This is a genomic window from Pseudonocardia sp. NPDC049154 (genome assembly GCF_040648315.1).
Taxonomy (GTDB): Bacteria; Actinomycetota; Actinomycetes; order Mycobacteriales; family Pseudonocardiaceae; genus Pseudonocardia.
Genome location: NZ_JBEZDN010000050.1, coordinates 1 through 18,397, shown reverse-complemented (window position 1 = coordinate 18,397; position 18,397 = coordinate 1). Strand labels below are relative to the sequence as shown.

Genomic DNA, 18,397 nt, shown 5'->3' with positions numbered 1-18,397 from the left:
GTCCTGCGGTGCGGACCGGGGTCACCCGGGTGCCTCGTCCCACACCCGCGCGGCCTGCGCCAGGCTGCGGGCCGGCGGCGCGTCGGTGCGGACGACCACCGCATCCGGCCACGGGTCCGCCACGGCGGCCATCCGTTCTGCGACGGCGACGGTCGCGTCGGAGACCGACCTGCGGCGGGAGCGGATCCGCGCGGCCGTGACGGCCGCGGGCGCGGCGCAGCACAGCGCGACCGTCTCGGCGTCGGTCGCGCGGGCGGTCTCGGCGGCCCGTTCCCGCGGGCCCGCGGCGGTCCACGACGCGTCGAGGACGACGGACTCGCCGAGGGCCAGGAGCTCGGCCGCGCGGCGCAGCAGTTCGGCGTAGACGTCGGCGCTGTGGGTGGGGTCGTACAACCCCGTACCGAATTCCGCCGCCGCGGACGTCGTGGGGTCGAGTCCGGCGCGTTCCTTGCGCAGCCGGTCGCTGGACAGCAGCACGGCACCGGCCCGGTCGGCCAGCGCGCCGGCCAGGGTGGACTTGCCGGTACCCGGCAGACCGCCGACGAGGCCGAGCCGGGGCGCACCGCGCCGCAGGTGCGCGGCGGCCAGGGCGAGGTGGGCGCGAGCGTCCTCGGCGGTGCCCTCGTTCCGGTTCTGGGCCCAGCGGAGACAGGCGACCTTGGCCCGGACGCCGGCCCGGTAGGCGACGTAATGGTGGGCGAGGGCCGCGGGGGCCGGGTCGCCGGCGAACTCGGCGTAGTCGGCGAGGAATCGTCGTGCCGCGTCGCCGGCTCCGAGGCGTTCGAGGTCCATCGCGAGGAACGCGGCGTCGTCGAGCCCGTCGACGTACCGGAGGCGGTCGTCGAAGTCGAGGCAGTCGAGGACACGGGGCCCGTCGTCGAGGCAGAAGACGTCGTCGGCGATCAGGTCACCGTGACCGTCGACGATCCGGTCCGTGCGCCGGGCGAACAGCGGCCCGCGCCCGGCGAGGAAGCTGAAGGCGAGCCGCCGGACGGCATCGAGCTCGGCGCCGGGCAGCGGCGCGTCCCGGTACGGCTCCATCTCGTCGAGGTTGTGCCGCCATCGCTCCCGCAGGGCGTCGCGGCCGCCCTCCGAGGCGATGGCCGCCGACCGGTGGGCGCCCGCGTGGAAGACGGCGAGCAGCCGGGCGACCTGCCGGAGATCGTCCGAGAGGTGGTCGCCCCGAGCGAGCAAGGCCGAGAGCCGGCGGTCGTCGGGCATGCGCTGCATGACCAGGACCGCCTCCTCGCAGCCCGAGCCGGTCAGCTCAGCGGCGCCCAGGTAGACGTCGGGCGCGAGGCGACGGTTCAGCTCGAGCTCGCGAACGATCGCCGCCCGCCGCAGGTTCGGGGTGGAGAAGTCGCAGAAGGCGGTGCGCACCGGCTTCTTCACCTTGTAGGCGCGGTCGCCGACCAGGACGACGACGCCCACGTGGGTCTCCCGGACGGCGGCCCCGGGCCAGGGGGACGACGTCACCGTGCCTCGTCGGGCGACCCGGGTTCGGGAATCGCGACGAGCACCGGGCACCCGGCCAACCGGATCGCCGTCCGTGTGATCGAGCCGAGAAGGTGCCGGTGCCCCCGGCCGGGCCCGACGACGAGCAGGCCCGCCGAGCCCGAACGCTCCACCACGGCCTCGTACGGCCGTTCCCGCACCACCTCGACAGAGGCCACCACTTCGGGCCGGGCCAGCGCGAGGGTCTGCAGGACCCGTTCGAGCGCGTCACGCGTGTCGGCCCCTTCGGAGGCGCTGTGCGCCGCGTGGACGACCTCGAGGCGGACCCCGCGCCGTGCTGCAGCACGGTGCGCCTGGGTGAGCACGCCCAGCTCCGCGACGGGATCCCCGACCGCCGCGACGACGGGCCCCCCGGGGTTGCCGGTGCGGGGAACGACGACCACCGGGCCGTGGGCCCGGGAGACGAGGTCCAGGGCGAGCGAGCCGACGAGCGCGTCGCCGGCGTGGCCGGTGCCGGCGAGTCCGAGAACGAGCAGCCCGCCGAGCCGAGCCGTCTCCCGTGAGGTCTCCACGAGTGCGGCCAGGGGGTCCTGGTCGAGGAGGACGGTGTGCGCAGGCACGTCCGGAGCGTGGCGGTGGGCGACCGTGTAGGCCCGGGCGAGGATCCGTGAGGCATGGGCACGCAACGACCCGGCGGAGCCGGCCGCGTACGGGGCAGCGTGCACCAGGGTCAGCGGGCCGCCTCGGGCAGCGGCCTCGTCGGCCGCCCAGCGGGCGGCTCGCAGGCCGGCGTCCGTGCCGTCGACGGCCACGGTCACCCCGTTCCGTTCGGCCGCCGGCCCGGCGCCGGGGTGCGGTGCGGTCGTGGGGGCGGTCATGACGGGTCCTCCCGGATCGGGTTCTCGGCGTCGAACATCAGCTCGGGCAGCTGCCGGCGAGGGGTGCCGGGCACCGGCCAGCCGTGTCCGATGCGCAGGACGACCTGCGGCGGGCGAGCGCCGCTGATCAGTCGCCGCATCTGCTCGCGGATGTCGGGCACCTCCACGAGCTGGGAGAGGAAGGACGACGCGAGCCCGTGGGCGGTGGCGGTCAGCAGCACGCGTTCCATGGCCTGGCCCGCCCGGATCTCCTCGCGTGGCCCGTCGCCGTGCACGCTCAGGACCGCGATCAGCGGATCCGCCTCGTACCCCTGGTCCGGACCGGTGCCGGCGCTGAAGTCGCGCATGACCCAGGCTGCGTTGGGCCAGGGCACGGCACCGGCCGCCGACAGGGGGACACCGTCCGGGTGTCCGAGCTCGCGTGCGGTCCACCGGTCGAGCTCGGCGACGAAGGCGGGATCGGCGATCTGGCGTTCGTGGGCGCGCCGTGCGAGGCGGCTGAGCGTTCCCCGCTGCCCGGGGTCGGTGACGAGGTCGAGCCAGGCGCCCTCGTCGAGCGCGGCGCGGCGCAGGGCGTGGCGGGCCGGACCGGCGACCGGGGACGTGGTGAAGGGGCGACGGTTCGTGTGGCGGTGGGGCACCGCCGCCAGCAGCCTGCGCTCCGCCGGGGTCGGCGGGCGGCCGCCCCCGCGTCGCACGACGGCGATCAGCTCGGGGTCCAGGGGGTTCGGCAGCACCGTGACGAGCGGCCGGACGCCGTGCCCGGTCAGGGCGAGCCGGAGGTTGAACAGGACGGCCCCACAGGCGAGGCGCAGCTCCCGTCCGGACGGATCGGCCACGCGCAATTGGCGTTCCGGGTCGGCGTGCAGCTCGAGGCCGTCGGCGGTGATACGGAAGCGCCACGGCTGGGAGTTGTGCAGCGAGGGCGCGAGGGCCGCCGCGTGCAGGACGTCCTGCAGCTCGGGCCCGGTCAGGCCCAGCCCGCCACTCGTCTCGATCATCACCACGGTCCGCCGTCCCCTCCTGTGCCGGAACGAGCCTCCGGCAGGGTCGGCCGGCGCGGCCAGCGACGAAGGTCCCTGCAGGTGGGGGTGTTCGGCCTCGGCGGACGGGACCAGCGCATCCGTGCCGGGCCGCTGTCGGCGTGACATCGTTCCGGACGTGGACCACGGGAGGGCGATCTCCGACGAGCAGGACATGCGGACCAGCCCTGTCTCGGGTGTGCTCGCAGGGCTGCGCCTCGACGAGCTGCTCGGCGAGGTGCAGGAGCGGCTGGGGCAGATCATCGCCGCCCGCGACCGGATGCAGGGTCTGCTCGACGCCGTCCTCGCGGTCGCGGCGGGGCTGGAGCTGGAGACGACCCTGCGTCGCATCGTGCAGTCCGCCGTGGACCTCGTCGACGCCCGCTACGGAGCGCTCGGGGTGCTGGCACCGGACGGCTCGATCTCGCGCTTCATCGACGTCGGCCTGCACCCGGGGGTCCGCGAGACGCTCGGGCCACCGCCCACCGGGAAGGGCCTGCTCGGGCAGCTGATCCTCGATCCCGAGCCCCTGCGGCTGGCCGACCTGGCCGCTCACCCGGCGTCGGTCGGCTTCCCGGCCAACCATCCGCCGATGCACAGCTTCCTCGGTGTCCCGGTGCGGGTGCGGGACTCGATCTACGGCAACCTCTACCTGACCGAGAAGGTCGGCGGCGGCGAGTTCACGGCCGACGACGAGGTGGTCCTGCAGGCCCTGGCCGCTGCGGCCGGTATCGCGGTGCAGAACGCCGACCTGTTCGAGCAGGGCCGGGTCAGGCAGCTGTGGCTCGAGGCGCTGGGCGAGGTGCGGGCGGAGGTGCTGGCCGGCACCTCGGACACCGAGGTCCTCCGGCTCGTGGCGACCCGCACGCTGGAACTGACCGCGTCGGCTGCGGCGATCGTGCTGCTCGGTCCGGACGAGGACGGTTGCTTCCGGCTCGCGAGCACCGCGGGTTCGGCTCTCGGCCTGCCTACGGAGCCCTTCCGCCCGGGCGCAGACCTCGAGGAGGTGGCCGAGAGCCGCAACCCGGCGTTGGCCGGGTCCCCGGCGGCCTTCTTCGACGGCCTCGCTACCGGCGTGGCCGGCAGCTTCGGTCCGTCCGTGGCTGCGCCCATGCGCCCGGGGGAGCGGGTGATCGGAGTGCTGATGGCCGTCCGGGCGGCGGACGCCGAACCCTACCTGCCGTCGGCGGTCCCGCTGCTGACGTCCTTCGCAGAGCAGGCGGCACTGGCCCTGGACCTTGCGGAGAAGTCGAGGGCGCAGCGGCAGCTCGACGTGTTCGCCGATCGTGACCGGATCGCCCGGGACCTGCACGACCACGTCATCCAACGGCTGTACGCCACGGGGCTGAAGCTGCAGAGCACGGCCCGTCGCGCGATGCGCACGGAGGTGCAGGAGCGGATCCAGCAGGCCGTCGTCGAGCTCGACGAGACCGTTCGCGAGATCCGGACCTCGATCTTCGACCTGCACACCGCCGACCAGGACGACGCCAGCCTCCGGCGCCGGCTGCTCGACACCGTCGAGGACGTGATGGCGGACTCGGGCATGGCGTCCTCGGTGCGCACCTCCGGCCCCGTCGACACCCTGGTACCGGTCGACCTGGTGCCGCATCTGCTGGCGGCGGTGCGCGAGGCCACGAGCAACGCAGTGCGGCATTCCGGCGGACGCGCAGTCACCGTCACCCTGGAGGCGGGTACCGATCTCGTGCTGCAGATCGTCGACGACGGCACCGGTATGCCCGACGACGTCGCCCGGAGCGGGCTGCGCAATCTCGCCGATCGCGCCGAGGCGCTGGACGGTTCGCTCGAGGTCCGCCGCCGCCCGGGCGGCGGCACCCGGCTGACCTGGCGTGTGCCGCTTTCCGATGAGCTCGACGAGAGCGCTGTGGGCGCCGGGTGAGCCCGCTCAGCGCGAGGCGCGCCGCCGCTCCGTGGCGTACACGGCGGCCTCCGTCCGGCGCGAGAAGCCGAGCTTGTGCAGCAACGAGGAGACGTAGTTCTTGACGGTCTTCTCCGCGAGGTAGAGCTCGGCGCCGATCTGCCGGTTCGTCAGGCCGTCGGCGATCAGATCCAGGATGCGACGTTCCTGCGGCGACAGGGCCGCGTAGCGGGGGTCGTCCTCCTCCTTGCCGTGCCGCAGCCGGTCGAGCACCAGGGCGGTGGCCTTGGGGTCGAGCAGCGAGCCACCGGCGGCGACGGTGCGCACCGCGCCGATGAGGTCGGTGCCGGCGACCTGCTTGAGCAGGTAGCCGGAGGCGCCGGCCATGATCGCACCGAACAGGGCCTCGTCGTCGGAGTACGAGGTGAGCATCAGGCAGGCCGGCGCCGGCTCCATATCGTCGGCGCGATCCTGCTGCGTGACCCGTTGCGCCGGCACGCCCCCCGCACCCTGCGGCGGCTTCGCGCCGCGGGCATGGCTCGGCTGATCATGCTCACCGGTGACCGTTCCGAGCCGGCCCACGAGATCGGTGCGGTCCTCGGGCTGGACGACGTGCTTGCCGAGCAGTCTCCGGCGGACAAGGTCGCGGCGGTTCGCGCCGAGCAACGGCATGCGGTGACGGTGATGGTGGGCGACGGCGTGAACGACGCGCCCGCGCTGGCCGCCGCCACCGTCGGGATGGCGATGGGCGCGCGCGGTGCCAGCGCCTCGTCCGAGGCCGCGGACGTCGTGCTGACCAGCGACCGCCTGGACCGGCTGGCCGACGCGATGGAGATCGCCCGACGGTCCCGGCGCATCGCCGTGCAGAGCGCTGTGGCCGGGATGGGCCTGTCGCTGCTGGCGATGGTGATCGCCGCGCTCGGCATGCTCGCCCCCGCTGCGGGCGCGCTACTGCAGGAGGGCATCGACGTCGCGGTGATTCTCAATGCCTCGCGCGCCCTGCGCCGCCCCGGGACGCAGACCGAGCTGGCGGTCGAGCAGCTCGTCGAGAGTCGTGTTGGTGCGAGAGGTGCGACGCTCGTCGACTTCGTTGGGCATGCGCGTGCGGATCTTCTCCGCTTTCTTCGCAGCCCCGGGATCAGCGGGCAGTGTCTCGACGAGGTAGTGGCGCTTGCGGGTGAGCGGATCAAGGCCGGCATAGACCCGTATGCGAGAGGACCCGCTCGGAAGCTGCTCGATCTCGCCGCGGGCGCGGCGTCTCTTGGCAGCTGGCATGGAGCCGACGTAGCGCCTGGTGGCTCCACGACTAGCTCCGCGCCGGCCGCTGGCTCGGAGCCTGCAACGCTCTGACCTGCGTGCCCCCGGCAGGATTCGAACCTGCGACCCAGAGACGAGAAGTCGTTCGGCAGTGGCGCTCCAGGGCTTCTACTGCATCTTTGACTGCTGTGCCCTTGCAGGTAGGCCCTTTAGGTGCAGGGTTCCGCAGCGTTTCGCCCCCACTGATGGCTCCACACAGTCTCGACCGGCCACCACGTCCCAGCTTCGGCCCTGCTCGCGCGACGTGCTGTGCTTCGGACGCCCCGCAGCGCGGGATGGGCTCCTACCGAGCTATCCGGGCGAGGATCAGGGCAGTTGCATTTGCAACCAGGTCGGGCTCGTGCCACTGAATGTAGTGGTCACTACCGGTGGCGAAGATTTGCGGGGTGTTCGGCTTCGAAGTACGGGTCGTTCCGCACTGCATACATGGTGCCCAGACCCTGCCTTGCGCGTGAAAGATCAACTCAAGCCGCTGTGGATGACCAGTGGGTTGGGTGGTCATCAGCCAAGGGCAAGCATTGACAGCACGGGTGCCCCGAGCGCTCCGAGCCATCCGGCCAATTCTCGGACCGGCGCCACAAGTGCGGCTCCCGCATGCGCCAGGGCGCCCGTGGCCGACAGCAGCTTCGTCAGTCGGTTCAGGGCGGCGGCCACGCGGGAACGGTCAGGCTGTTCGGGCTTCAACGCGGCATCCATTTCGGCGATCTCACTCCTCGCGAGGCCTGCGCTGCGGGGGTCCAGCGGCGCGACCACGACCGCCTCTCGCAGATCGTCGAGAATTCTCCGGGCGGTGTCAGCCGTCGCTACGACCCCGCGCATTCCCCCGGTGACGTGCATGTCGCCGTCGACGTTGTTCACAACCCCGGCGGTTTGGTTCTTGATGACGAAGGACATCGCTGCTCCTCAGAATTGGGGCGGGACGAACCACGGTGGCAGGTCTCGGTCAAGCTGGCGTCTGCGGGCGGTGGCAACCACATGCAGCACTATCCCGACGATCAGCATGATGGCGCCGACCATGGCGATCGCCCATCCCAGCAGCCCGTACGGGATGCCAGCCAAGTCCGAGCCGAACGGGTCGACGAGCACCTTGTTGACCAGGTCTTTCCCTAAGCCGTCTGCAATCTGGGACATGAAGCGCAGCACGCTCGCCGCGAACATCGCGAATCCAGCGAGGCTCGTGACGGCGCCGGCTAGGATCAGCCAGCGCCCTTTCGTTTTCGTGGCAGCGATATCCTGCAGGAGACTCTTACGCCAGTGCACATAGTTGTTGTACTGGTTGCCGGCAACATTGTTGGCCACTCCGGCATTCTGTTCGTTCATCTCGAAACGTTCGGCTGCCACCATTACTCCTCGCCCGGACGATCGGAACGCGGCCGCCGGTAGGAGCACACCAGCATGAACCCGCATGTGCATACGAGTGTGAGGGGCCAGGGTCGGCCGCCGCGATGGTGAACGCCCTACAAGTCCAGGAGGCCTACCCCCAAAACCTGGTAGGGCGCTCCCTCCCTAAACACACGGTGCCGCTCTCAAGAGACGGCGCTCGGCTCATCTACGGCCCGAAGTGCACCGCGTTCAAGCCGAGCAGCGACGCGTCGGGCTGGATTGGCGACCTGCTCGGCAAGCTCGGCCGCGAGGACGACCAAAGTTGGCGACCTTGCCCCCGATCGGTCATCCGTCGTCGTCCCAGCTCCGATCCCGGCAGGGAGGCGTAAGGAGCGCGCGCAGCGCGTCGACAGCGGGCTCGCTCACGAAAGCCGACCCCTCGAGATCAAGGTACACAGCCAAATGCTGGGGCCCTGCGAGCGGATTGGCCCTAGCCCTGGCTCTCCATGAGCGTGGTGGGTGATCGGGACCCCGAGAGAAGAAAGTGCCTCGTGACCAGGTAGGACAGCGAGTGTCGAAGTCCCTGTCTGCCGGGTCGAGGAGGCACTCTCCGGGTGCGGGCTGCAACCACCCGTCCGAAGATCATCCTGACCGCTGGCGGCCTCGACGATCTTGTCGTCCAGGCCCACGCGAAGTCCTCGTCCCTCCACGTCCCGTCGAGGACGATGGCCTGTCGAGGCCGATGGCGATCTTCATCGGGCTTTGTCTGCGTGCGCTGCGTTCGCGAGCAGGTCGCCGGGGCGAGCTCGGCGATGGCTTCGTGGGCCACGAGCTGGGGGCGGTAGACGTCGAGCCCCACGACGGTGAAGTCGCCGAACTGGTAGCCGTTCACCCAGGGTTGCGCCGGGCACGCGTTGTGCCCACGGCTGTCGCGGGAGATGCTGAGCAGGGTAGCGCCGGTGCGCTGGGCGGCGTGCTTGATGGCCAGGTTCGCGCGCAACTGCTGAGCGATGATGACTTGGGCCTCGTGCCTGTTCAGGGGGACCACCGCGCAGCCTGCGCCGTTGCGCGGCAGGAGTTCGACGTAGTCGGTGATGATGATGCAGGCGTGCGGGGCGCGGGCCTGTACCGCTTCGATCAGCTCGCCGAGCCGTGGCTCGACGGCCTCGGCGAGTGCCCGCTCGGCGTCCCCGGTCGACCGGACCGCACAACAGGTTGCGCAACGGCGGGGGCAGGTTCGGCGCGTTCTGCACCGGCCCGGGGTCGTGCGCGCACGATAGGCGCACGGCGTCGACAAGGAAGTTCGCGTCGTTGCCGCTAATCGTGATGGTGACGAGCGCAGTGTCCGAGGTCACCGAGTCGATCTGTGGTGTGAGCGAATGCCGGGGCACGGAGGTGGACCGGTTCTCGAAAGTATGGCTTCCTCAATGCTGCGGCTAGGTCCGCGCGTTGCGCATGGCCCAGTCGAGCGAGTAGTCCGCCACCTCTTCCCAGCCGTCCTGGGAGAAGGTGGAGTGGGAGCGCTCGGGGTAATCCTTGAGTTCGGTGAGCGCGCCGTCTTCTTCTGGATCTTGTAGGCGGCGCGGGTCGAGACCGCGGGCACGGTGTGGTCTTTGCCGTTGGCGAGGAACAGCAGCGGCGCGCGGCTCGAGTTGCGCCGGTTGACCCTCGTCACCGCGTGGGGTGCGAAGTTCGCGAACGCCGCCTGGAAGAGCGGGCGCCCCAGCCCCGGCACCGCGAGCCTGTCGTAGATCGGCCTCGACTCCTCGAATGTGCGCGTGGTGGTGAAGCCGTAGTGGAACTCCTCCGGCGTGAGGCATCTGAGTCCTGTGGCGGTTGGCGGGGTTCTTCAGCACCACCGACGCGACCTTGACCTGGTCAGGGGGCAGGGGCGCGTAGGAAGATGCCCGAGCCGGGTTTGGGGGAGAAGAAGCTGCTTTTGGCCGGTACCACCTGGCCTGCGTCGGCGATCGCGGTGAGGGTTTCGAGTTGCGGCGCCGGTAGCGCGAACAGTACGCCGCCGTCGGCCTCGCATGCGGTGAGGAGATCCTCGATCGGGGCGCGGGTCTGCTCGATCTTGGTGCCGGGAGGCAGCCCGTTGAGCACCCGGTCGTGGAGCAGCGAGACGTCCAGGCCGGGCGAGCCGGGCGGTCGCTCGCCGGAGTAGCGCGCGACGTACCAGCGGCGGTCGAGGTTGACCGCGATTCCCGCCGCCATCGCCTCCTGTGGGTCGGCGACCGGGCGGACGTGGAAGCTCGCTTCGAGCAGGTCGCGGACCAGCGCGGAGTCGACGGGACCCGCGACCCGCCGGTCGAAGGAGGCCAGCCGCAGTCCGTCGAGGGGGTAGGCCACGCACAGCACGCCGCGGCGGGAGCCCCGTCCGGAGCGGGCCCGCACATTGAGGCTGGCTGCCACGCGGTGGTGTCCGTCGGCGATGTAGTGGGTGGCGGCGCCCAGCTCTCGGCACAGCTTTTCGGTTTGCGGGCCTTGCGGGATTCGCCACACCGTGTGGCGTGAGCCGTCGGGTCCGGCGACGTCGCGGTCGGGCGGTAGCTCGGGCGCCAGCGCCAATGTCGCTTCTACCACCGGCCCGGCCCGGTGCAGGGTGCTGACCAGCTCCACCCGTTGGGGCGTTGTCGCCAGGTACCGTGTCAGCCCATCGACCCGCTGCGGCTGCACCGACTCGTGACCCAACACCCTGCCGTCGAGGAACGCCTCCGGCATGATGTCGCAGACGATGCCGATGTGCTGGCCGTGCGGCGTGCTCTGCCGGTAGACGTAGAGCGCCGGGGGCATCGGCTCGTAGGAGTCGGGGCGTACCGCGCGGGGCGCCAACCGCGAGGCGATGGCGATCTCCACCATCGGGCGCACCTCGTCGGCGGCGGCTTCGGCGCGGACCAGCCAGCCCGCGAAGGTGCGTACGGCCTGCGCGCCGCAGGTCGTCGCCCCTCCGGCTGACGCGGCCGGCGTATCTGCGCTGGCTTCTGGGGCGTATCCGCGGGTCATCCGAGCTCCGTGCCGGTGGAGTCGAGGGTGATCAGCGAGCTGCCCAGCACCTCGGGGAGCGCATCGAGGCCTGCCAGCAGGTCCGTGGGCACGATGCCTGCGACATCGATGGTGGCGACGGCCGCCACGCCGCCTGCGAAGATCCGGTTCTGCATGTGTTCAACGTTGAGCCTCGCCTCACGCAGCAACTCCAGCACGCTGGCCAGCACGCCGACCTTGTCGAGGTGACGCACGGTGAGGGTGGCGCTGCCCAGTCCGCGGGATGAGAGGTTGACGCAGTTGCGCGCCTCGCCGGCCGCGAACGCGTCGACGATCTCCACAACCCCCGCGGCGATCGCGGCCTGGGCCTGTGCGGTGGAAGCGCCGATATGGTGAGTGGCGACCACCCGGGGATGTCTGGCCAGCGGCGAGTCCCACTCGGCGGTGCCCGAGCTGGGCTCGTCGGCGAATACGTCGAGACCTGCGCGGACGCGGCCAGCATCCAGCGCCGCGAGCAGCGCCGCCTCGTCGACCACCTCACCGCGTGAGGTGTTGACCAGGACCGCGCAAGGTTTCATGGCGGCCAGGAACTCGGCGTCCACGAGGTTCTTGGTCTCTGGCGACAACGGTACGTGGAGGCTCACCACGTCGGAGGCGGCGAGCAGGTCCGGCAGCGAGCGGTAGCACGCGACGTCGAGCTCGGCCAGCTGGTCGCGGGTGGCCTGGCTGCGGCCGGGACGGTCCAGACAGCCGATCCGCATCCCGAACCCGGCCGCCCGCTCGGCCACGGCGAGGCCGATCGAGCCCAGGCCGAGGATGCCCAGGGTGCTGCCGAGCAGCCCGTTGGCCTCGGTGTAGGTCGATTTCGCCCAACGGCCCTGACGCGCGTCGGCAACGTTGTCGGCGATCCTGCGGTCCAGCGCGAGGATCAACCCCATCGTGAGCTCGGCGACCGCGACCGCGTTGCGGCCGGGCACGTTGCAGACCAGAACACCGTTGCGGGCCGCGACCTCGATGTCGATGGTGTTCGTGCCGGCACCGGCCCGGATCACCAGGGCGAGCTTGTCCGCGGCCTCGAACACCGCGCGGTCGACCTTCGTGCTGCGGACCACCAGTCCGTCGACGCCTGCGATCCGACCCGGCAGGTCCGTCGTGGTCAAAGCAGGCTCCAGCGCACACCGATGTCCCCGCGACTCGAGTTCGGCAATGGTCTGGGCGGACACCGAATCGGCGAACAGCAGAAACATGGGCGGACACCCTTCACGACGTGTTCGCAAACCGGGCCCCGATCGGGCCGCCATAAAGGCTGAACAGGCACCGCGCTCGAAGGCCAGTCCCTATGAATGGCGACACGAGATCCACATGAGTTTCATATAATGGAACCCACGTTCCGGGTATCGCGGTTAGGGTGACGGCGGTCGAGCACCATGTCAAGAGGAGAGGGAGCGCGCTTGCCCGGCACGGCCGTGCGCCGATTCCGACCCCCGACGAGTGCCGGCGGCGGTCGGTCACGGAGATCGAAGGCGATTCGGCTGGGCGTCGACGCCGGGCTTCTTTGGGCAAGTCGGGTAGAAGGTCGAGAACGACGCGGACCGGCAGGGTCCCTGGCTCATCCTCGACCCGGTCGTGGACGATCACCGATCCCTCGACGTGCAGGCCCGCAACCCGGCCGACACCGTCCGGTCACCGACGACGCCAGCGCCCTGCTCGACTGGATCCGGCGCACCGGGGCCGAGCGGTTCACCCGCCGCGAGCTGTTCTCCAGGTCTCCCGGGCCCGGTTCCGCAAGGTCGCCGACCTCGACCCCGCTCTGCGGGTGCTCGAAGACCACGGCTACATCCGCGCCGAGGCCCCGCCGCGCCGACGGGTGGGCGTCCCGGCTCGCCGCGTTGGCAGGTCCATCCCGGTGTCAGGCGCTGAGCGCCGGGATGGTGTCTGTGGTGACCACCTCCACAGCGCCGGAGTCGGCGGTGGGGTCGGTGTCGGGACGAACTGATGCGGGCTCGGGCAAGGACGTCGAGGCGCCGACTGGCCGAGCAGCACGACGAATGGGTCCAAGGACGGCGCGACCTCGAGGCAGATCAGGGAGTCACGGTCGACGCCTCGAGCGAGGCCACGAGACTGCGGCCCAGAGCAAGCTGGCGGGCGCCGGCCAGAGCGCTTCCCTGCTTCCGGACGCCCCGTCCTCCGATCGCCCGATGGTCGGTTCACCCTGCGTATCGGGCGTCGGGTCGACGGTGGGGGGCCGGGATCGGCAGCAGAGTTCCCCCATCAGAGACCACGCCAGGCCATTCGTCAGGAGAACAGCGATGAGCATGTCCGACACCCTCGCCGTCCCGACCACCCAGCCTCAGGACCGTCGCCTCCGCGACTTCGACGACGCCCTGCCGTGCGTCGCAGCCTCCTCGAGCGCCCGCCTGGTCGCGCACTGGTCCGACGACACGCGCCCCACCGCCTCCTGGCAGGTCGAGCGGCGATGACCTCGGACGGACGTGCCCGTGATCGACGGCACTCACCACTCACTGACGCCAACCCCAGGAGTTTCACGTTGAGTTCGATTCAGCTGTCCGCCCGCCTGGACCGCCTGCCGATGGGCCGGTTCCACCTCCGGGTCCTGCTCGCTCTCGCCGTCGCCTTCGTCTTCGAGTTGGGCGACCTCAACACCTTCGCCTACGCCGCGCCGGCGCTGCAGCAGCACCTGCACCTGACGGTGGGCGACATCGCCTTCGTCACTTCCGCCTCCTTCCTCGGCATGTTCGTCGGGGCGGTCGTCGGAGGCCGCTTCGCCGACGCCGTCGGCCGCCGGCGCGCGCTGTTGTTCTCGGTGGCCTTCTTCTCGGTCAGCTCGCTGCTCAACGCGCTGGTGTCCACCGTGCCGGCCCTCGCGGTGGCGCGGCTGCTCACCGGCATCGGGCTGGCGGCGATGGCGGTCGCCGCGCTCGCGTACCTCTGCGAGGTCATGCCGGCGCGGCTGCGCGGCCGGATGCAGTCGGCCGTGATGGCCATCGGGCTGATCGGTATCCCGCTCATGTCCTTCGCCGCGCGCGGGATCGTCCCGCTCGGCACCGACACGTGGCGCTGGGTCTTCGTCTTCGGCGCCCTGGGGCTGCTCGCCCTGCCTCTCATCGCCCGGCTGCCGGAGAGCCCCCGCTGGCTGCACCAGCACGGCATGGAAGAGCGGGCCGCCGCCGCGGTCGACCGGATCGAGAAGGCCACCGTCGCCGATCCCGGCTCGCTACCGCCGCTGTCCGCGCTCCCGGAGGTGGCGGCCCCGTGCACGTCGCACGCGCCGCGCGCCGACTACCGCGCCCTGTTCCGCGGGTACCTCGGCCGCCGCACGCTGATGCTCGCCGTCGTCTGGGTCTTCCAGACCCTCGGGTTCTACGGCTTCGTCGCCTGGGTGCCCACCTTGCTCGCCGCGCACGGCTTCGACCTGGTGCACAGCCTCACCTTCTCGGCGCTGACCACCTTGGGCGCCGTGCCCGGAGCGCTGCTGGCCTGGCCGCTGTCGGACCGCTTCGGCCGCAAGACGCCCATCGCGCTGATCGCCATCGGCATCGCCGCCTGCGGCCTGGTCTACGGCCTGACGTTCGACCCGATTGCGATCGTCGTCTTCGGCTTCCTGGTCAACGCGCTCATGCAGACCTTCGCCGCGCTGCTGTACGCCTACACCCCGGAGCTGTTCCCCACCGAGCTGCGCAGCTCCGGCAACGGCCTGGTATACGGCATTGGCCGGCTGTCCAACATCCTCGGACCGATGGTCGTCGCCGCCGTCTTCGGCACCTTCGGCTACAGCCCGGTATTCGTCTACATCGCCGGCTGCTGGGTAATCGTCGCTCTCACCGTCGCCGTGTTCGGTCCGCGGACCGGCATGCAGCAGCTGGAGAGCCTTGACGACGCAGAACCGTCAGCCACATCATCCCATGTGCTCGGGGGCAGGCCACTGGCAGGCTGATCAGCCGCTGCCAGTGGACACCCGGAGAAACGTGCTGAAGATCCGCTCGCCCCTCTGACGAGCGAGACGTCGCGCTCCATCTCGCGCTCCTGCGCCCGCACCTCTCCGGCCACGTCACCGACGGCCACCAGAGCCTGCCGCGCGAACGCCCGCGCGGCGGCGGAGGTCACCGGTGCCGGGCGGGCGTTCTCGGGCCGTTCCAAGGGGTCACGTTCGACAGCACGGTCGTGGACCTCGGCTCGACCGGTGTCCGTCGGACTACCTCCTCGAGGGCGCCCACATGCCGTGACGCCGCTCATGAGCTGGACGGTCGGCGATCTTGGTGCCGTTGACCGCCGTCGCGCGCGACGTCGGTGACCGCAGCTTCGGCGGCCGGACGGGCACCGGTGAGGCCGATGGCGGCCAGGGCGGTCGCCATGGCGACGACGGCGGTGAGGATGAGGCTGATCCGCTGACCGTGCAGGCATCCGGCCGAGGTGGCGGTCAGCGCCCCGAACACCGCGACGGCAAGTGCTCCGCCGAGTTGGCTGGTGTCGAACACCCCGGAGGCCACACCCGTCCCGCCGGCGGGGGCGTGGTCGAGCAGCACGGCCGAGGTCGGCGGCATGATCAACGGTCCGGTGAGGCCGACCGGGATAAGCAGCAGCGCCAGGACCCAGATCGGCGCCGTAGCAGGCATCACAGCCAGGGCGACCGATCCGGCCCGAGCAGGACCAGCCCGGTGATGATCGGGAACCGGGGGCCGACCCGCTCGACGATCCGAGCGGTGAAGGGCATGACGGCGGCGCTGAGCACCATCATCGGCAGGAACGCCACTCCGGCCATCGACGGGGACAGCCTCCGCTCTTGCTGGAAGTAGAGGCTGAACAGAGGGGGCAGCCATAGAAGCCGATCATGAAGGCGAAGCCGATGGTCACGGCCACCCGCACCGTGCGGCTGCCGAACAGCCCGAGCGGCACCATCGGGTGGGCGATCTTGGCCTGGATCGCGATGAAGGCGAGCAGTGCGGCGGCGGCGGCGACGAGCCCCGGCGCACCGGGCAGCATCGACGGCCGGTAGTTGCCGCCCGGCGGGGGCAGCTGCACCCGCCGCGGCTGCGGCACTCGAGGAGCAGCAAGCTGAGGCCAACGCGACGACGGCATCGGCGACCGCGCGCCGCTCAAGTGGACGGACCTCGGCAGCCGCTCGATGATCCCATTATCAAGCCCTCCCACGACCGCGACGCCGACGCGGCCCTCGAGAACACCCGCTCCTGGGCGCCGCTGTCGCTGACCGCCGAGCAGAAGCAACACGGTTGACTCGGCGGAGGCGATGGAGCGGCTGGCCGACGAGCTACCGATCGAGCAGGTCGCCAAGCGCCGGGTCGCGAGCGACCCGGGCGAGGCGGCGGTTGCGCGTCCTCGGCGAACTGGGTGAGGAACGCTCCTGGTCGTGGCCGGGGCCGTGGACGACCAGGTGATTGAGCCCGGCGTCGAGATACGGCTTGGTCTCACGGCCATGGTGCTCTTCACCTCCCGTGAGGCCGCCGATTCCTTTCGCACCAACGTTGGACGCAACCATCAAGGCCGGGCCGACCACGGCATCGAGCTGATCGAGATCCGAGTTCTCGAAGTCACGGCCACGGCAATCTCGTAGGCAATCGCATGGTCTCCTCGGCTAGGCAGCGCGACCCACGGCCAGCAGTGCACGACCACGGCTGCCGGTCAGCAGATAGCGCTGCCAGCTCTACGACCCTTCCTGACGATGCTCGTGACGGCCGTCGCCGGCTTCCGTCGCGGGGGCCGCGGCATCCTGTCGCAGCCGGTCAGGTTGCGCTGGCCTGCGCGACGTCCTCGGGCTGCAGGTCGAGGCGTACCTATCGCGGTGTCGATCTCGATGCTGGCTTGCCCGTCGACGCCTGCCCTCGCCGCGGGACGCTGGCACCGCCTCAACCCTTCACGTAGGAGAGAATCTCGGCGACCCTCCCGTCGCGGACTCGCACGACGTCGACTCCTCGGAAATGTCCGCCGTCGAAGCGACAGGTCCACCGCACCGTTGCGCGATCACCACAGGCGAGCATCTCCTCGCCGTCGAAGACCGGGGAGGAGCCGAGAAAGTTCACCATCGCCTGCCGCACCGCCGCCTGGCCCTCGTAGCGTTGCCCGTCAGGGGCCGGCGCGAAGGACTCCCAGACGCAGTCGTCGGTCATGGCTGCCATGAAGGCGTCGAGGTCACCGCGGTCAAAGGCGGCATCGAGCCGCTTGACGGCCTCGATAGTTGCGCGGGTCGTCTCGTCGTCCACGCTGTCCCCTGAGGTTGCGGTGCGGTCAGTGTGCAACGTAACGGCACTATTGATCGAGATGAGGGTGCCCCATGGCCGCGTCTCGCGCGACTGTTGAAATGGGGAGGCTGGCCTGCTCGTGATGATGAAGTACCGCTTCAGGGGCGGTGGGGCCGGGCGCGAAGCTTACGAGCGCTTCGCTAAGTGGACACCGTCGAAGGGCTTCGAGAGCAAGGCCGGGTGGACGTCTGCGAGCGATGATGGTGGCTTCCTGCTGTTGGTCGTCGTTGACGTGGCAACCCTGCTGGAGTTCTCCGCAAAGTTCAAAGATCTCAACGACGAGCTAGAGATCACGCCGGTCGTGGAATTGAGTGAGCGCGTGCAGATCGCACTGAATGCATACGCCTGGTCGACTCTGTCACCTGACTTTGATTCCAACCCCGAGGATCAACTCGGAGGGCGCGACGAGGCCCTCCGACCCCTCGATTGACCGAGCCCCTGTTCAATCTCAGCCCATGCCGCCGTTCGTTCCACATCCGACGCACCGGCGAGCATCTGACTGAGCGCACCGAACGCCTCACGCTGGAACCGAACGCACTCTGCCGCCGACGGGAGGCGCAACCGGGCTGAAACGATCCTGATCTCGACGTCATCAAGACCGGCTTGCCGCAGCGCTTCGGCCATCACGCCCGGGCTGCCCAAGCTGAAAGGGCCGGGCTGATCGGGTGCCGGTGGTGGGAGGTGGGCACGACGCCTGATGACGCCGATCGGGATCGCGAAGAAGCGGTTGTGATCCGGCGTGGTGAAGCTAGCGACAACTGCCCGGCCGCCTGGCCGTAGAACGCGCCGCATCTCGGCGAGTGCCTGGCCCCGATCGGGGCAGTAGATGATGCCCAGGCGGGAGAGGGCGACATCGAAAGTACCGTCCGCGAGCTCCAAGCGTTCGGCATCCGCGGCGGGCGCCGGTTGTCATAGCGGGCCAGATGAGCATCCCCCAGTCCGGGTCTTTGAAGGCCTGGGCGACGATGCGCGCGGCTTGCTCGGGTGTCGGGGGATGCGGATCCGGCGCCGGCTGCGACGGGCGTCCGCCTGAGCCACCGGGTTGACGCGGATCCATCGCCACTTCACGGCGCGTGCGAAGGCGACCGTTGAGGAGCACGTGCATCTGGCGCAGGTAGGAGGCGCCGAGGGGTCTGCAGACGTGCGGGGCGCAACGGTGGTTGCAGTCGTGTTGAGCTTGGCCCCCTGCGCCGGACACTGACGGTGTGGGGTCAGTGATCGTGGTCAGGCGGGGTGTGGGCTGCTTCGTAGTCCACGGGGGACAGC

General features: G+C 70.6%; 19 protein-coding genes and 2 pseudogenes. 7 read left to right on the top strand and 14 right to left on the bottom strand.

Going from position 1 to position 18,397, the window contains the following annotated elements; all coding sequences use genetic code 11:
- Nucleotides 1–21: 21 nt before the first annotated feature.
- From AB0B41_RS22735 to AB0B41_RS22725, 3 genes are read right to left on the bottom strand one after another with little or no spacing between them, the layout of a single operon-like run.
- A complete protein-coding gene (locus tag AB0B41_RS22735; protein ID WP_358206417.1) occupies nt 22–1,476 on the bottom strand; it encodes an AAA family ATPase in 1,455 nt (484 codons plus the stop codon).
- Complete coding sequence (locus tag AB0B41_RS22730; protein ID WP_358206416.1) at nt 1,473–2,333, bottom strand: universal stress protein; 861 nt, start codon at nt 2,331–2,333, stop codon at nt 1,473–1,475. The genes AB0B41_RS22735 and AB0B41_RS22730 overlap by 4 nt, the downstream gene beginning before the upstream one ends.
- A complete protein-coding gene (locus tag AB0B41_RS22725; RefSeq protein ID WP_358206414.1) occupies nt 2,330–3,334 on the bottom strand; it encodes a nitroreductase in 1,005 nt (334 codons plus the stop codon). Before AB0B41_RS22725 ends, AB0B41_RS22730 begins: the two co-directional genes overlap by 4 nt.
- A 160-nt stretch (nt 3,335–3,494) precedes the next feature.
- Here AB0B41_RS22725 and AB0B41_RS22720 point away from each other — a divergent pair, with 160 nt between their 5' ends.
- Entirely contained in the window at nt 3,495–5,252 is a 1,758-nt protein-coding gene (locus tag AB0B41_RS22720; RefSeq protein ID WP_358206412.1) for a GAF domain-containing protein, read from the top strand.
- Nucleotides 5,253–5,258: 6 nt separating this feature from the next.
- Here AB0B41_RS22720 and AB0B41_RS22715 read toward each other — a convergent pair.
- Nucleotides 5,259–5,687, bottom strand: a pseudogene (locus AB0B41_RS22715) (response regulator transcription factor); the annotation flags it as partial.
- On the opposite strand from AB0B41_RS22715, the gene AB0B41_RS22710 reads away from it, so the two are divergent.
- Complete coding sequence (locus AB0B41_RS22710) at nt 5,586–6,581, top strand: HAD-IC family P-type ATPase (protein ID WP_358206506.1); 996 nt, start codon at nt 5,586–5,588, stop codon at nt 6,579–6,581. The pseudogene AB0B41_RS22715 and the gene AB0B41_RS22710 sit on opposite strands and share 102 nt — an antisense overlap.
- Before the next feature lie 468 nt (nt 6,582–7,049).
- On the opposite strand, the gene AB0B41_RS22705 is transcribed toward AB0B41_RS22710, so the two are convergent.
- The 5 genes from AB0B41_RS22705 to AB0B41_RS22685 all read right to left on the bottom strand — a co-directional run bounded on the left by AB0B41_RS22705 (nt 7,050) and on the right by AB0B41_RS22685 (nt 12,103).
- A complete protein-coding gene (locus tag AB0B41_RS22705) occupies nt 7,050–7,442 on the bottom strand; it encodes a hypothetical protein (RefSeq protein ID WP_358206410.1) in 393 nt (130 codons plus the stop codon).
- A 9-nt stretch (nt 7,443–7,451) separates the two neighbouring features.
- A complete protein-coding gene (locus AB0B41_RS22700) occupies nt 7,452–7,889 on the bottom strand; it encodes a hypothetical protein (protein ID WP_358206408.1) in 438 nt (145 codons plus the stop codon).
- Nucleotides 7,890–8,361: 472 nt separating this feature from the next.
- Entirely contained in the window at nt 8,362–9,168 is an 807-nt protein-coding gene (locus tag AB0B41_RS22695) for a hypothetical protein (RefSeq protein WP_358206406.1), read from the bottom strand.
- 581 nt (nt 9,169–9,749) lie between these two features.
- Nucleotides 9,750–10,877, bottom strand: a complete 1,128-nt coding sequence (locus AB0B41_RS22690; RefSeq protein WP_358206404.1) for a DUF1015 family protein — start codon at nt 10,875–10,877, stop codon at nt 9,750–9,752.
- Nucleotides 10,874–12,103 carry an NAD(P)-dependent oxidoreductase gene (locus AB0B41_RS22685; RefSeq protein ID WP_358206402.1) on the bottom strand — a complete coding sequence of 410 codons (1,230 nt, stop codon included), beginning with the start codon at nt 12,101–12,103 and terminating at the stop codon, nt 10,874–10,876. The genes AB0B41_RS22690 and AB0B41_RS22685 overlap by 4 nt, the downstream gene beginning before the upstream one ends.
- A gap of 1,062 nt (nt 12,104–13,165) precedes the next feature.
- On the opposite strand from AB0B41_RS22685, the gene AB0B41_RS22680 reads away from it, so the two are divergent.
- Together AB0B41_RS22680 and AB0B41_RS22675 are read left to right on the top strand one after the other, a co-directional pair.
- On the top strand, nt 13,166–13,336 hold the full coding sequence (locus AB0B41_RS22680; protein WP_358206399.1) for a hypothetical protein: 171 nt from the start codon (nt 13,166–13,168) through the stop codon (nt 13,334–13,336).
- A 68-nt stretch (nt 13,337–13,404) separates the two neighbouring features.
- Nucleotides 13,405–14,811 carry an MFS transporter gene (locus AB0B41_RS22675; protein ID WP_358206397.1) on the top strand — a complete coding sequence of 469 codons (1,407 nt, stop codon included), beginning with the start codon at nt 13,405–13,407 and terminating at the stop codon, nt 14,809–14,811.
- A 295-nt stretch (nt 14,812–15,106) separates the two neighbouring features.
- Here the strand turns inward: AB0B41_RS22675 and AB0B41_RS22670 are convergent, their stop codons facing one another.
- The 3 genes from AB0B41_RS22670 to AB0B41_RS22660 are packed head-to-tail and all read right to left on the bottom strand — an operon-like array spanning nt 15,107 to nt 15,896.
- Nucleotides 15,107–15,490 carry a hypothetical protein gene (locus AB0B41_RS22670; RefSeq protein ID WP_358206396.1) on the bottom strand — a complete coding sequence of 128 codons (384 nt, stop codon included), beginning with the start codon at nt 15,488–15,490 and terminating at the stop codon, nt 15,107–15,109.
- On the bottom strand, nt 15,490–15,636 hold the full coding sequence (locus tag AB0B41_RS22665) for a hypothetical protein (RefSeq protein ID WP_358206394.1): 147 nt from the start codon (nt 15,634–15,636) through the stop codon (nt 15,490–15,492). Before AB0B41_RS22665 ends, AB0B41_RS22670 begins: the two co-directional genes overlap by 1 nt.
- Nucleotides 15,609–15,896 (bottom strand): hypothetical protein, encoded by a 288-nt coding sequence (locus AB0B41_RS22660; protein ID WP_358206392.1) that lies wholly within the window; start codon nt 15,894–15,896, stop codon nt 15,609–15,611. The genes AB0B41_RS22665 and AB0B41_RS22660 overlap by 28 nt, the downstream gene beginning before the upstream one ends.
- 114 nt (nt 15,897–16,010) lie before the next feature.
- Between AB0B41_RS22660 and AB0B41_RS22655 the strand changes: the two are divergent.
- Nucleotides 16,011–16,197: pseudogene (locus AB0B41_RS22655) on the top strand (F420-dependent glucose-6-phosphate dehydrogenase); the annotation flags it as partial.
- Between the two features lie 45 nt (nt 16,198–16,242).
- The gene (locus tag AB0B41_RS22650; RefSeq protein ID WP_358206390.1) at nt 16,243–16,446 is read left to right on the top strand and encodes a hypothetical protein; all 204 of its coding nucleotides are present in this window, start codon (nt 16,243–16,245) and stop codon (nt 16,444–16,446) included.
- Between the two features lie 292 nt (nt 16,447–16,738).
- Here the strand turns inward: AB0B41_RS22650 and AB0B41_RS22645 are convergent, their stop codons facing one another.
- A complete protein-coding gene (locus tag AB0B41_RS22645) occupies nt 16,739–17,092 on the bottom strand; it encodes a nuclear transport factor 2 family protein (protein ID WP_358206388.1) in 354 nt (117 codons plus the stop codon).
- Nucleotides 17,093–17,213: 121 nt separating this feature from the next.
- On the opposite strand from AB0B41_RS22645, the gene AB0B41_RS22640 reads away from it, so the two are divergent.
- Nucleotides 17,214–17,561, top strand: a complete 348-nt coding sequence (locus tag AB0B41_RS22640) for a DUF3303 family protein (protein WP_358206386.1) — start codon at nt 17,214–17,216, stop codon at nt 17,559–17,561.
- On the opposite strand, the gene AB0B41_RS22635 is transcribed toward AB0B41_RS22640, so the two are convergent.
- Nucleotides 17,519–18,010, bottom strand: coding sequence for a methyltransferase domain-containing protein (locus AB0B41_RS22635; RefSeq protein ID WP_358206384.1), 492 nt, complete (start codon nt 18,008–18,010; stop codon nt 17,519–17,521). The genes AB0B41_RS22640 and AB0B41_RS22635 overlap by 43 nt on opposite strands.
- Nucleotides 18,011–18,397: the final 387 nt, after the last annotated feature.

Bases quoted from the DNA above. Each gene is read 5' to 3' on its own strand.
- AB0B41_RS22730 (WP_358206416.1), bottom strand. From the start codon at position 2,333: ATGACCGCCCCCACGACCGCACCGCACCCCGGCGCCGGGCCGGCGGCC.
- AB0B41_RS22640 (WP_358206386.1), top strand. From the start codon at position 17,214: ATGATGAAGTACCGCTTCAGGGGCGGTGGGGCCGGGCGCGAAGCTTAC.
- AB0B41_RS22685 (WP_358206402.1), bottom strand. From the start codon at position 12,103: ATGTTTCTGCTGTTCGCCGATTCGGTGTCCGCCCAGACCATTGCCGAA.
- AB0B41_RS22690 (WP_358206404.1), bottom strand. From the start codon at position 10,877: ATGACCCGCGGATACGCCCCAGAAGCCAGCGCAGATACGCCGGCCGCG.
- AB0B41_RS22725 (WP_358206414.1), bottom strand. From the start codon at position 3,334: ATGATCGAGACGAGTGGCGGGCTGGGCCTGACCGGGCCCGAGCTGCAG.
- AB0B41_RS22680 (WP_358206399.1), top strand. From the start codon at position 13,166: ATGAGCATGTCCGACACCCTCGCCGTCCCGACCACCCAGCCTCAGGAC.
- AB0B41_RS22670 (WP_358206396.1), bottom strand. From the start codon at position 15,490: ATGCCTGCTACGGCGCCGATCTGGGTCCTGGCGCTGCTGCTTATCCCG.
- AB0B41_RS22665 (WP_358206394.1), bottom strand. From the start codon at position 15,636: ATGGCCGGAGTGGCGTTCCTGCCGATGATGGTGCTCAGCGCCGCCGTC.
- AB0B41_RS22705 (WP_358206410.1), bottom strand. From the start codon at position 7,442: ATGTCCTTCGTCATCAAGAACCAAACCGCCGGGGTTGTGAACAACGTC.